15 protein-coding genes and 1 riboswitch are annotated in these 11,197 nt (G+C 69.0%); of the genes, 11 read left to right on the top strand and 4 right to left on the bottom strand.

Translation table 11 applies throughout. The features are described from left to right. The coding region (locus tag QK444_RS06190) for an ABC transporter permease (protein ID WP_282777950.1) at positions 1–516 on the bottom strand (516 nt) is incomplete at its 3' end. A gap of 2 nt (positions 517–518) precedes the next feature. Then, positions 519–2,114: an ABC transporter substrate-binding protein gene (locus QK444_RS06185; RefSeq protein WP_282777948.1), complete on the bottom strand. Its 1,596-nt coding sequence runs from the start codon at positions 2,112–2,114 to the stop codon at positions 519–521. Positions 2,115–2,151: 37 nt separating this feature from the next. Beyond that, a riboswitch (cobalamin riboswitch) is annotated at positions 2,152–2,278 on the bottom strand. Positions 2,279–2,403: 125 nt separating this feature from the next. Between QK444_RS06185 and QK444_RS06180 the strand changes: the two genes are divergently transcribed. The 4 genes from QK444_RS06180 to QK444_RS06165 are packed head-to-tail and all read left to right on the top strand — an operon-like array spanning position 2,404 to position 5,978. Next, a complete protein-coding gene (locus QK444_RS06180) occupies positions 2,404–3,054 on the top strand; it encodes an ABC transporter permease (protein WP_282777954.1) in 651 nt (216 codons plus the stop codon). After that, positions 3,047–4,252 carry an ATP-binding cassette domain-containing protein gene (locus tag QK444_RS06175; protein WP_282777946.1) on the top strand — a complete coding sequence of 402 codons (1,206 nt, stop codon included), beginning with the start codon at positions 3,047–3,049 and terminating at the stop codon, positions 4,250–4,252. The genes QK444_RS06180 and QK444_RS06175 overlap by 8 nt, the downstream gene beginning before the upstream one ends. Continuing rightward, the gene (locus tag QK444_RS06170; RefSeq protein WP_282777944.1) at positions 4,249–4,998 is read left to right on the top strand and encodes an ABC transporter permease; all 750 of its coding nucleotides are present in this window, start codon (positions 4,249–4,251) and stop codon (positions 4,996–4,998) included. Before QK444_RS06175 ends, QK444_RS06170 begins: the two co-directional genes overlap by 4 nt. Before the next feature lie 47 nt (positions 4,999–5,045). Beyond that, positions 5,046–5,978 carry a glycine betaine ABC transporter substrate-binding protein gene (locus QK444_RS06165; protein WP_282777952.1) on the top strand — a complete coding sequence of 311 codons (933 nt, stop codon included), beginning with the start codon at positions 5,046–5,048 and terminating at the stop codon, positions 5,976–5,978. A gap of 1 nt (position 5,979) precedes the next feature. Here QK444_RS06165 and QK444_RS06160 read toward each other — a convergent pair whose 3' ends face one another. Both QK444_RS06160 and QK444_RS06155 read right to left on the bottom strand, forming a co-directional pair. Next, a complete protein-coding gene (locus QK444_RS06160) occupies positions 5,980–7,569 on the bottom strand; it encodes an alpha/beta hydrolase (protein ID WP_282777941.1) in 1,590 nt (529 codons plus the stop codon). Positions 7,570–7,642: 73 nt separating this feature from the next. Then, positions 7,643–7,903 (bottom strand): metal-sensitive transcriptional regulator, encoded by a 261-nt coding sequence (locus tag QK444_RS06155; protein WP_029931973.1) that lies wholly within the window; start codon positions 7,901–7,903, stop codon positions 7,643–7,645. Positions 7,904–8,030: 127 nt separating this feature from the next. Between QK444_RS06155 and QK444_RS06150 the strand changes: the two genes are divergently transcribed. From QK444_RS06150 to QK444_RS06120, 7 genes are all read left to right on the top strand, one after another. Then, positions 8,031–8,420 (top strand): carboxymuconolactone decarboxylase family protein, encoded by a 390-nt coding sequence (locus QK444_RS06150; protein ID WP_143979922.1) that lies wholly within the window; start codon positions 8,031–8,033, stop codon positions 8,418–8,420. A gap of 24 nt (positions 8,421–8,444) precedes the next feature. Further along, positions 8,445–8,606: a hypothetical protein gene (locus tag QK444_RS06145; RefSeq protein ID WP_186000733.1), complete on the top strand. Its 162-nt coding sequence runs from the start codon at positions 8,445–8,447 to the stop codon at positions 8,604–8,606. Positions 8,607–8,621: 15 nt separating this feature from the next. Continuing rightward, entirely contained in the window at positions 8,622–9,020 is a 399-nt protein-coding gene (locus QK444_RS06140) for a DUF302 domain-containing protein (protein WP_282777937.1), read from the top strand. A 95-nt stretch (positions 9,021–9,115) separates the two neighbouring features. After that, entirely contained in the window at positions 9,116–9,505 is a 390-nt protein-coding gene (locus QK444_RS06135) for a YbaB/EbfC family nucleoid-associated protein (RefSeq protein ID WP_282777935.1), read from the top strand. Between the two features lie 165 nt (positions 9,506–9,670). After that, complete coding sequence (locus tag QK444_RS06130) at positions 9,671–10,489, top strand: hypothetical protein (protein WP_282777934.1); 819 nt, start codon at positions 9,671–9,673, stop codon at positions 10,487–10,489. Continuing rightward, complete coding sequence (locus QK444_RS06125; protein WP_282777932.1) at positions 10,486–10,701, top strand: hypothetical protein; 216 nt, start codon at positions 10,486–10,488, stop codon at positions 10,699–10,701. Before QK444_RS06130 ends, QK444_RS06125 begins: the two co-directional genes overlap by 4 nt. Positions 10,702–10,715: 14 nt before the next feature. Continuing rightward, positions 10,716–11,000, top strand: coding sequence for a hypothetical protein (locus tag QK444_RS06120; RefSeq protein ID WP_282777930.1), 285 nt, complete (start codon positions 10,716–10,718; stop codon positions 10,998–11,000). Positions 11,001–11,197: the final 197 nt, after the last annotated feature.

The following is an 11,197-nucleotide window of genomic DNA, read 5'->3' as shown; positions in this document are numbered from 1 at the left end:
CAGCAGCGATACCGCCGGCAGCAGCCGCAGCGACAGCGATACGGTCGCCACCAGCAGGACGCCGAAGACGAAGGACGGCACCGATTCCGCGGCCAGGGCCGCCGTGCTGATCAGCCGATCGGTGCGCGACCCGACCCGCGCTCCCGCCAGCAGCCCGAATGTCAAGGCGAGCGGAATCAGCAGCGCGACGGTGATGGCCGCCAGGGTGGCGCTATTGGCCACCCGGCCGAGCAGCACCTCGTCCACCGGCCGTCCCGAGATGAGCGAGGTCCCGAAGTCACCGCGGACGAAGCCGGTCAGCCACGCCACGAAGCGCACCGGCGCGGGCCGGTCCAGCCCGAGTTCGGTGCGCACCGCGGCCAACTGCTCCGGGGTGGGGTCACCGCCGCCGGTGCGCGACAGCTTCACCGTGGCCGCATCCGAATCCAGCGATTCGAACAGGCCGAACACCGCGAGGGCGACGGCGAGCAGCACTCCGAGGCCGCCGCCGACGCGCCGTGCCAGGTAGCCGAGCATGCCTAGGTGGCGAGCCAGGTGGTGGCGTAGTTGGCCCAGTCATCGGTGCCGGGCACGCCGTCGCGCACGCCACCGACGTAGTTCTTGGCCGCGTCGGGACGTTTGGCGAAGCTGTGCAGGATGTAGCCACCCTCGTTCCAGAGCTCTTCCTGGAGTTCGCGATACAGCGCCGCGCGCCGCTGCGGATCCATGGCGGCACGGGCCTGCGCGAAGGTGGCGTCCCACTCGGGCCGCCGCCAGCCGGTGCCATTGCTCGGTGAGCCGCTGGTCATGGTCTGGCCGTAGAAGTAGTCGAGACTGTAGTTCCACCAACCGATATGCGACAGCGGCGCTTTTCCGCTGACCTGCGAGAAATAGGTGTCGGCCGGCACCGACTCCAGGTTGATGGTGATGCCCGCGGCCTTGGCCTGCTCGGCGAAGAGTGTGGCCGATTCGAGCATGCCCGGTGTGCCGTCGGCGGTGGGCAGGGTGACGGTCAGATTCTCCTTGCCCGCCGCGCGCAGCAGTTCTCGCGCACGGTCCGGATCGTAGGAGCGCTGCGGCAGTCCGTCGTGGTAGAACGGCGCGCCCTTGCCGTAGATGTCGTTGCCGACCTCGGCGTAGCCGTAGTACACCGCGTCGACCATGGCCTGCCGGTCCACCGCCAGACGCATCGCCTGCCGCACCCGCACATCGTCGAAAGGCGGTGTGTCCACCCGCATCTGGAACGCGCCCATCAGTCCGGCGGGCGGCACCACCACGGTGGTGTCGGGATCGCTGGACAGCGTGCGCGCCTGGAGGTACGAGATCTCGTGCACCACATCGGCTTCCCCGGACAGGAAGGCGTTAACCCGCGCCTCGGTCTCCGCGATCTGGATGATCTCCACCTCGTCGAGCAGGGGACGCCCGTCCCAGTAGTGTTCGTTGCGGCGCAGCAGCGTCCGGTCGCCGGGAGACCAGCGTTCCAGCGCGAACGGACCGGTGCCCACCGGCAGTACGGAGCCGTCGATGACGCCGGTGCCGTCCTTGACGATGTAGCAGTACCAGCCCGCCAGCACCGAACCGAAGTCGGCCAGCGGGGTTTTCATCGCCACCAGCACCTCGAGGTCGCCCGCGGCGCGGCTGCGGGACATGTCGACCACCGAGAGGTCACCGGAGGACTTCTTGGCCGGATCCAGCATGCGTTCGAAACTCCACAGCACATCCCGCGAGGTCAGCGGCGTACCATCGCTGAAGACCACCCCGGGGCGCAGCCGGATCCGCCACTGGCTGCCGTCGGCGTTGGGTTCCAGCGACTCCGCGAGCCGGTAGCGCAGGGTCAGGTCGTTGTTGTACGCGACCAGCTTGTCCCACACGTTCTTCGAGACCGCGCCGCCCGCCGAACTCCCCGCCTGGTGCGGATCGAGTACGTCGGAGGTCGCGGAGCGGCCCGCGATCACCGACCGCAGCCGCCCGCCCGGGCGCGGCGGTCCATCCGGTGCGCCCGCCGGACCGCTCTCAGTGCCGCAGCCCGTGAGCATGCCGGTGCCGCCCAGCGCGACCGCGCCGAGTGCGCCCATGCCGCCGAGCAGAAAACGCCGGCGACCGAAGCCGGGCCGGGCTGATGTGTAGTTGTTCATTGCCATCCTCGTGGGTGTGATCCCGTACCGCTGGCGCAGGTATCCTGGCTCCCGGATCGATGCTCTCCACCGGCCTTCCAACCTGGGCAGGTCGTGGCCGTACTCGGCGGATCGCTCCTCGGTGACAGTTGCGGGACAGCCCCGGATTCGCACCGGTGTTCCCTGCGTCGGGTCAGACCATACCGTTCGGTCAATCGGCGTCGGTGCGACGGTGCCCGGTGAAATCCCCGGGCGTCGCGGTTTCCCCACTATGCTCGGCCGCGACACCGACCAGTGGGAGGGGTGAGCACTGGACACCCTGTGGAGCTATATCGTCGACCATCGCCATCAGCTGATGACGGATTCGTATCTGCACGTCTCCGCGGTGGTGCAGGCCATCGCCATCGCCTCGGTGGTGGCGGTGCTGATCGGGGCGCTGGTGCACCGCAGCCCGCTGGGGTCGGCGGCGGCGACCGCCACCGCGAGCATCATCCTGACCATTCCGTCGTTCGCACTGCTCGGGATACTGATTCCCGTTCTGGGCCTTGGTGTTCCGCCCACCATCACCGCGCTGGTGCTGTACGCGCTGCTGCCGATCCTGCGCAACACCATCGTCGGGCTGTCCGCGGTGGATCCGGCGGTGACCGATGCCGCGCGCGGCGTGGGGATGAACCGGCTGCGGGTGCTGGCCCGCATCGAACTGCCGCTGGCCTGGCCCGCCATCCTCGCGGGCATGCGGGTCAGCACCCAGATGATCATGGGGATTCTCGCCATCGCCGCCTACGCCAAAGGTCCCGGCCTGGGCAATCTCATCTTCTCGGGACTGGCCCGGCTGGGCACGCCGACGGCGGTGCCGCAGGCGCTCACCGGCACGGTGCTCATCGTGGTCCTGGCCCTGCTGCTCGACGCACTCCTCGTCCTCACCGGGCGACTGACCACATCCGGGGGTATCCGTGCCTGACACCAGCAGCGCCGAACCGGCCGTCTCCGGGGCCGAGATCGTGCTCGATGCCGTCACCAAACACTATCCGGGGCAGCGTGATCCGGCGGTGGACCGGGTCTCGATGACCATTCCGGCCGGTGAGACCGTGGTACTGGTGGGGCCGTCGGGCTGCGGCAAGACCACCACCATGCGCATGATCAACCGGCTCATCGAACCCAGCTCGGGCACCATCACCATCGACGGGCGCGACACCGCGGCGGTGAACCCGGACCGGCTGCGCCGCGGTATCGGTTACTCCATCCAGCAGGCCGGACTGTTCCCGCATCTCACGGTGGCGCGGAATGTGGCCACCGTACCCGGCCTGATCGGCTGGGACCGCACCCGCATCGCCGAGCGCGTCGACGAAATGCTCGATCTGGTGGGACTCGACCCGGACACCTTCCGGGACCGCTATCCGCGCCAGCTGTCGGGCGGTCAGCAGCAGCGGGTCGGAGTGGCGCGGGCGCTGGCCGCCGATCCGCCGGTACTGCTCATGGACGAGCCGTTCGGCGCGGTCGACCCCATCACCCGCGGCCTGCTCCAGGACGAATTGCTGCGGCTGCAAGCCGAATTGCGCAAAACCATCGTCTTCGTCACCCACGACTTCAACGAGGCGGTCAAGCTCGGCGACCGTATCGCGGTGCTGGGCAACCGATCCCGCATTCTGCAATACGACACCCCGGCCGCGATCCTGGCCGAACCGGCCGACGAGACCGTGGCCGGGTTCGTGGGCGCGGACGCGGCGCTCAAACAGCTCACCCTCACCCGGGTCGCGGACGTCGAGCTGGGCGACTGCCCCACCGTGGTGGAGAGTTCCTCGGTCGACCTGCTGCGCGAGACCCTCACCAGGGGTCAGCGCGACTTCGGCCTGATTCTCGACGACCACAGCCGCCCGCTGCGCTGGGTCACCCTCCCCCAGCTCGCGCACGCGACCTCACTGCGGGAGGCGGGAACGCCGGTGGGCGAGGCGGTTTCGCTGCGGTCCACCTTGCAGGAGGCACTGGAGGCGCTGCTCGCGGACAGCACCGCCAATGCCGTCGTCACCGGCCGCCGGGGCGCCTACGCCGGTCTGATCACCATCGACACGCTGGTCGCGCACCTGTCCGCCATCCGGACCGCGCACGCCCGCGCGGACGCGGGAGATCACGCCAGCGCGGACGCGGGAGATTCGGCGTGACCGCGCGGGCCGAACGGCGCGCCGACCGCATCCGGCTCGTGGCGCAACCGCTGCTCGCGGTGCTGCTGAGCGCGGGAGTCCTGGTGTGGGCCTTCGCGCGCGACCTCACGGCCACACAGCGGGCCAGCCTCACCGCCGACAATATCGCCACCGTCACCCGACAGCACGTTCTCATCACCGTCACCGTGGTCGCGATCGTCGTCGTGATCGCCGTACCGCTGGGCACCCTGCTCACCCGCCCCCGATTCCGGCGTCTCACACCGTTGTTCGTCGGTCTGGCGAATATCGGCGCGGCGGCCCCGGCCATCGGCCTCATCGTGCTGTTCTACCTGATCACCCGCACCACCGGCTTCTGGATCGGGGTCGCCCCCATCGTGCTGTTGTCACTGCTGCCGGTGCTGCGCAATACCATCCTGGGCTACGACGAGGTCGATCCGGCGATCGTCGACGCGGGTCGCGGCCAGGGCATGTCGGCGGCGACGGTGCTGCGGCGCATCGAATTCCCGCTCGCCGTGCCCTACATTCTGGCGGGACTGCGCACCTCGCTGGTGCTGGCGGTGGGCACCGCCACCCTGTCGTTCCTGGTGAGCGCGGGCGGGCTGGGCATCCTCATCGACACCGGCTACAAGCTGCGCGACAATGTGACGCTCTGGGTGGGCGCGCTGCTGACGGTGGCGCTCGCCCTGCTCATCGACTGGCTGGGGGCGCTGGCCGAGCGGTTCCTCGGCCCGAGGGGGTTGCGGTGAACGGTCGGATCCGGCGCGGCTGCACGGCCGTGCTGCTCGCCATCGGAATGCTGGCGGCGGCCTGCGGCCTGGAGGCGGGCAGCGCGGTGCCGCTGCGCGTCGAGCCCGGCTCGGTTCAGCCGGTTCCCGCACTGGACGGGGTGTCGATCACGGTCGGCTCCAAGGACTTCACCGAGCAGATCGTGCTCGGGTACCTCATCGAGTTCGCGCTCTCGGCGGCCGGGGCACAGGTGCGCGACCTCACCAATATCGTCGGCTCCAACAGTCTGCGCGCCGCGCAGGAGCGCGGGCAGATCGATATCGCCTACGACTACACCGGGACGGGCTGGATCAACTACCTGGGCAACGAGACCCCGGTGCCGGGGTCCCGGGAGCAGTTCGAGGCGGTGCGCGACGCCGATCTGGCCGCACACGGAATGGTCTGGGCGGCAATGGCTCCCATGAACAACACCTATGCCATCGCGACCAGCGCCCGCACGGCCGAGGAGACCGGGGTGCGGACCCTGTCCGACTACGCGGCGCTGGTCGCCGCCGATCCGGCCGCCGCCGCCACCTGTGTCGGCACCGAATTCAATGTGCGCCAGGACGGTTTCCCGGGCATGACGCGCACCTACGGCATCGACGCCGGTCGGGTGCCGAAGCAGATCGTGCAGGACGCGCTGGTCTACCAGGCCGTCGCCGATGCCCGCCAGTGCCGCTTCGGCTCCGTCGCCGCCACCGACGGCCGTATTCCCGCACTGGATCTGCGACTGCTCACCGACGATCGCGGCTTCTTCCCGACATACAATGCGGCCCTGGTGATGCGGGAGGATTTCGCCACGGCGCATCCGGAGGTGATCGAGGTGCTGACCCCGATCTCGCGGCTGCTCACCAACGAGACCATCACCGAATTGAACCGGCAGGTGGATGTGGAGGGTCGCGAACCGGCGCGGGTGGCGCGCGAGTGGATGGCGGAGCGGGGATTCGTCACCATCGGATAAGTCAGGCCGGATCGAACGGCGACCGGTCCATCTCGCATCGGGTGTCCACCGGAGGCAGTTCGCCGGTGAACAGATACTCCCGCTTCACCCGTTCGGCACAGGTGCTGGGCACGTACATGCTGCTGTGGCCCGTCCCCTCGACCACCACCACGCGGGCGTCGGCAAGTTGCGCTGCTCCCGCGTACGCGCCCGCCAGCGGTGTGGCCGGGTCGAATCGGCTGTTGAGCACCAGGATGGGGGCGGCGGTTCGGCGGTTCCAGGGGCCGGTGTAGCGGTCGGCGTCCTGTGCCTGCCAGAACGCGCAGGCCATCATGTCGAAGACACCGATCCGGCCGAAGTAGGGCACCCGCCGGTCCTCGGTGACGGCGGCGCGGCTGTACACCGCGAGATCGGTGGGCACCGTGCTGTCGACGCACTGGGTGGTGAAGAACGCCTCCGTGCGATTGCCGGTGTAATTCGCCCCGCCGGAGACCGGCGCGATGCCCGGCAGCCCGAACACCGCGTCGAACAGCGACTGCAGCAGTTCGGCCAGCTCGGGATAGGTGGACGGGCGCGAAAGGTCCGACGCCGCGTTGACGATGGCGGAGTACGTCCAGGTGTACCCGTTCAGCCGGATGGGCGCGAAGCGCGCCCGTTCGGCGATCAACCGCCACTTGAGTCCGGGGAACCCGGCGGAGAAGGCGCAGTTCGGTCCCGCCTGCGCGCACTGCCGCAGGAAGGCGTCGAAGGTCTCCGCGATACCGGTGGCAACGTCCTGGCGGGCGTCCAGCGGCATGGTGGTCCCCTGGGTCCCGTGGCCGGTGACGCTGCCCTGGAAGTCCATGGATCCGTCGAACGCCATGGCCCGAACACGTCCGGGGAACATGTTGGCGTAGGTGGCGCCGAGCAAGGTGCCGTAGGAGATGCCGTGGTAGGTCAGTCGCGGGTCACCGACGGCCCGCCGCAGCAGTTCCAGGTCCCGCGCGGTGTTGGCGGTCGAGGCGTGGCGCAGTATCGGACCCGCCGATCGCGCACAGCGCTCGGCGAATTCCCGGTTGTAGGAATAGAATTCGGCCTCGCCAGCCGGATCTCCGGGCATAGCCGGGAACGCCCCCAGAAATGCCAGCTGCGCATCGGTATTCGGAAAGCACCGAGCCGCCGCGCTGCGCGCCACCGCCCGCGGATCCCATGAGACGATGTCGAAGCGCGCCCGCAGCTCCGCGGAGAACAGCCACGGCCAGCGAGCCCGTTCCCGCAGCCGATCGACGCCGGACGCGCCGGGACCGCCGAAATTGACGAACAGGGTGCCGATTCGGGCATTCGGATCGGCGGCGGGCAGTTTGATCACGGCCAGCTCGATGCCCTCGTCCCGCGGACGGTGGTAGTCCAGCGGCACCGCCGCGCTCGCGCACTCGAACCCGTCACCGCAGTCGTTCCAGTGCAGCACCGGTGTTGCCGCCGCCTCGGCCAGCTCGTCGACATGGTTGTCGACGGCGTCGGCCGCGGCGGGCACGGGCACCGCACCCAGCCCGGCCAGCACCGCCGCGAGGGCGACTAGCCACGGAAATCTGCTGCGCCCCAACCGCGAAACCACACCGAGCCTTCCGAACACCGAACGACACCTGCCCGGACCACCCTGCCACAGCGTGCGCGATGACGGGAATCCCGCTGGCGACCGGTCGAACTCAGGCCAGGGAGAGGAAGAGCTTCTCCATCTTCTTGGTGTCGACGCTGTCCGGGCCGCCGGTGGTCAGGCAGTGCTGCAGGCCGGTGGCCACCAGCGCGTAGCCGCTGCGGCTGAGCGCCTTGTTGACGGCGGCGAGCTGGGTGAGGACGTCCTCACATTCCGCGCCCTCCTCCATCATGCGGATGACGCTGGCCAAATGGCCGTGGGCGCGCTTCATCCGGGTGAGCACGGCCCTGGTGTCCTCGGGCTCTAGTCGCATGGGTCCATCTCCTTCGGCTGATCGGCCGAATCGCGGCCGGACTCGTTCATTGTATATCCCCCCGGGGGGATGTACGCTGGGTCTCGTATCCCCCCAGGGGGATAAGTGAGAGCCGAAAGGAACACCGATGTCACCTGTCACCGAGCACACGTCCCGGCACGGCACGGCGGTGCTGCGCGAACTGTCCCCACAGCACCGTGAGCTGCGCCGCAGCATTCCCGAGGTCTACAAGGGCTTCGGCGAGCTGAGCAAGGCGGCGTTCGCGCCGGGGGCGCTGGACCGCAAGACCAAGGAACTCATCGCCTTCGCCATCGGCGTGGTGGAGGGCTGCGACGGCTGCATCGCCTCGCACGGGCAGGCCGCGGCCCGCGCCGGAGCCACCCGGCAGGAGGCCGCCGAGGCCATCGGCGTCACCTTCCTCATGCACGGCGGACCCGCCACCATCCACGGCGCCCGCGCCTACGAAGCCTTCTGCGAATTCGCCGACGCGGTCGACAACGGCGACGGCCCGGCATGACCCACCACGGAAAGGTAATCCCGCATGTGTAGCCCCGTCCGCTGCCGAACCTGCGGCAAGACCACCTGGTCCGGCTGCGGCCACCATGTCGCGCAGGTCCGCGCCGCGGTCCCCGCCGACCAGTGGTGCCCCGGCCACCAGACCGATACCGACCGAGGCTGGCTGCGCCGCCTCCGCAACCGATAGCGAGCAGGTGACGAGATGAAGACGAACCCGGAACTGTCGACCACCCTGCACACCTCCTTCGCCGATGCCGTCGAACGCACCCGAACGGCCCTGTCGCAGCAGGGTTTCGGAGTGCTCACCGAAATCGACGTCCGCGCCACCATGAAGGCCAAGCTCGACGTCGACATGGAGGACTACCTCATCCTCGGCGCGTGCAATCCCCCACTGGCCAACCGCGCCCTCGACGCCGAGCGCCGCATCGGCCTGCTGCTCCCCTGCAATGTCGTGGTCCGCGGCACCGGACCCGACACCGTGCTGGTGGAGGTAGCGGACCCGCGCATGATGGCGGATCTCGCCGACGCACCCGCCCTCGAGGACGTGGCCGACGAGGCCACCGACCGGCTGCGCGCCGCCATCACGGCACTCGGCGACTGAGCGTCCGCTCGCCGCCGCACGCGTGCGGTGCTCCCCACACTGGGAAGAACCGACAATGGCAGCGAACGAACCGGATCGCGAGACGAGGAGATGCGATGGACAGTGCGGAACGAGTAGACCTGCGCTCACCCGCCGATTCGGCGCGCGAGCAGATCGATCAGGTCGTCGGCGCACTCGGCGAGCAACAGGCACGGCTCGCCGACATCCATCAGCGGCTGAACACGCTGCGCTGCACCGCCGAGTCGGCGGACGGCCTGGTGGAGGTCACCGTGGACGCCTCCGGTGTACTCACCGACGTGCGCTTCGGCGCCGACGCCCGGCGAATCTCCCTGGAACAGCTGGGCACCGCCGTCGCGGCGGCCGGCCGCGAGGCGTCCAAGCGCGCCCAGGCGCGCACCTGGGAACTGATGGCCTCCTTCACACCGCCCCCCGGCCAGCTCCCCTCCCCGGCCGCCGCGGTCCCCGGCGCACCGAGCTTCGGGTAGGAGGCCCCGACACGCGTTGCCCGCCGACCCAACTCTTCCTGCCGATCCACTCTTCCCCGTAATGGGAATACCGTAATCGGTGCATCCCGCCGTCATCTCGGATGATCACCAGGCGGCGTGACGACTCACGTCGGTTGACCGATGCCGGGTGCGGGGAGCGATGGGATGAGTGGGTTGCTCTCCCGGCTGGGACAGCAGATCTTGCAGCGGATCAGCACGGCGCTCCAGAGCGGAGCCAATCAGGCCGCCGCCCCGCCCATGCGCGATGCCGCCGGCGAACTGCGCGCGACCGGCTCGAACGCCGTGGGGGCCGATCGGCACAACGTGCGAGCCGTGGAGGGGCACTTTCCTTCCGAATCTCCACGGCACGTCCCCGACACGCCACCTGCCACGGCAACCGGCTACCGGCCGAGCCGCGAAGAACTGGAGATGCGGCGTGGCCTGTCGGGGCCGGATCCGGGACGGCGGGTCGACTCGCTGCACGGACCCGACGCCACGCTGGGGAACGATCTCGAGCGGGGTCAGCGCGAAAAGCAGGTCTACCGTGCCGAATCGAGCGATGGCAGCCGCTATGTAGTGAAGCCGTTCACCGGCGAGATACGAACACGCGCCTGCATTCCGGCTGGCGGGGGCGCTCAGGGCGCACGGGAGGTCGCGACATATCGGGTGGACCACCTGCTCGGCTGGGATCTCGTTCCCCCGGCAGGGATCGCCGACAATGCCGCGGACTTCGGCCCCAGCGCGGTAATGAAGTTCGTGGAATCGGACGAGGCTCGCAGCCTGGAGGACTACGACATCGTCGACCGGCATCGAATGGCGGTGCTCGACTACATCACGGGCAATACCGACAGGCATGCGGGCAATTACCGGACGGTTGTCGAGTCGGATCGAATCCGCCCCGTGGCGATCGACCACTCGCTGACGTTCCCGGAGTATCGAGATGGGAATTCGGTATACGGTCCGACTTCATCTCGCACTACATGAACGACCGAGGACCCGATGCCCCGAGCGACGGCTCGCTGCATTCCGACGTTCTGCGGGACGTCCGCGCGTTACACCCCGATCAGCTGCGGTCCACTCTCGGGGATCTCGGCCTGAGCGACGACGCCATCAAGGGGGCCGTCGATCGCCTGGTCGAGATCCAGCAGGACGGTAAGATCACCGGAAGAGAATGGCGGCCAGGCATAATCGTTTAGGAAATCGAAGCCGTATGGACGAACATCTACCGACCCTTGTCGCGATATACGACCTCGGCTCCTGGGATCCCCGGCGCGTGGCCGAGTTCCGCCTGACCGAGACCGGTACGGCGGCACTCACGTTCACGACACCCGGGGGATGCGCTCTCGCCGAGCAATGGCATCGATCCGGTATCGAGATCCGCGGTACGGGCAGGTACGTGCACCCCGACGACGGACCCGGGTTCATGCGCGCGCTGCTGCAACCCTTCGGCATGAGCTACTACGACATCGTCGACGAATCCGACGGTCAGCGGTAGCACGGCGGAGCGCCGATCGAACTCACCCCCCGGACGCGCCGTCGCGGACCGCGTGAAAATCGACCGGCATGGAAATCCCGGGGAGTCGCCACCCTGCGGCGTGATCATCGTCTACCGTGATCCGACAAGTCGGGCATCAGCTGTCGGGCACACCCGTTCCGGCGCGGTGCCGTACGTTCTCGCGGCCACAAGCCGCT

Origin of the sequence: Nocardia sp. CC201C, from assembly GCF_030010695.1 — a bacterium.
In the GTDB taxonomy this organism is placed as follows: domain Bacteria; phylum Actinomycetota; class Actinomycetes; order Mycobacteriales; family Mycobacteriaceae; genus Nocardia; species Nocardia otitidiscaviarum.
The sequence above is the reverse complement of the archived record's forward strand: the minus strand, read 5'-3'. Positions and strand labels throughout refer to the sequence as shown.

Bases quoted from the DNA above. Each gene is read 5' to 3' on its own strand.
- QK444_RS06165 (WP_282777952.1), top strand. From the start codon at position 5,046: ATGCTGGCGGCGGCCTGCGGCCTGGAGGCGGGCAGCGCGGTGCCGCTG.
- QK444_RS06120 (WP_282777930.1), top strand. From the start codon at position 10,716: ATGGACGAACATCTACCGACCCTTGTCGCGATATACGACCTCGGCTCC.
- QK444_RS06145 (WP_186000733.1), top strand. From the start codon at position 8,445: ATGTGTAGCCCCGTCCGCTGCCGAACCTGCGGCAAGACCACCTGGTCC.
- QK444_RS06140 (WP_282777937.1), top strand. From the start codon at position 8,622: ATGAAGACGAACCCGGAACTGTCGACCACCCTGCACACCTCCTTCGCC.
- QK444_RS06130 (WP_282777934.1), top strand. From the start codon at position 9,671: ATGAGTGGGTTGCTCTCCCGGCTGGGACAGCAGATCTTGCAGCGGATC.
- QK444_RS06155 (WP_029931973.1), bottom strand. From the start codon at position 7,903: ATGCGACTAGAGCCCGAGGACACCAGGGCCGTGCTCACCCGGATGAAG.
- QK444_RS06150 (WP_143979922.1), top strand. From the start codon at position 8,031: ATGTCACCTGTCACCGAGCACACGTCCCGGCACGGCACGGCGGTGCTG.
- QK444_RS06125 (WP_282777932.1), top strand. From the start codon at position 10,486: ATGAACGACCGAGGACCCGATGCCCCGAGCGACGGCTCGCTGCATTCC.
- QK444_RS06135 (WP_282777935.1), top strand. From the start codon at position 9,116: ATGGACAGTGCGGAACGAGTAGACCTGCGCTCACCCGCCGATTCGGCG.
- QK444_RS06185 (WP_282777948.1), bottom strand. From the start codon at position 2,114: ATGAACAACTACACATCAGCCCGGCCCGGCTTCGGTCGCCGGCGTTTT.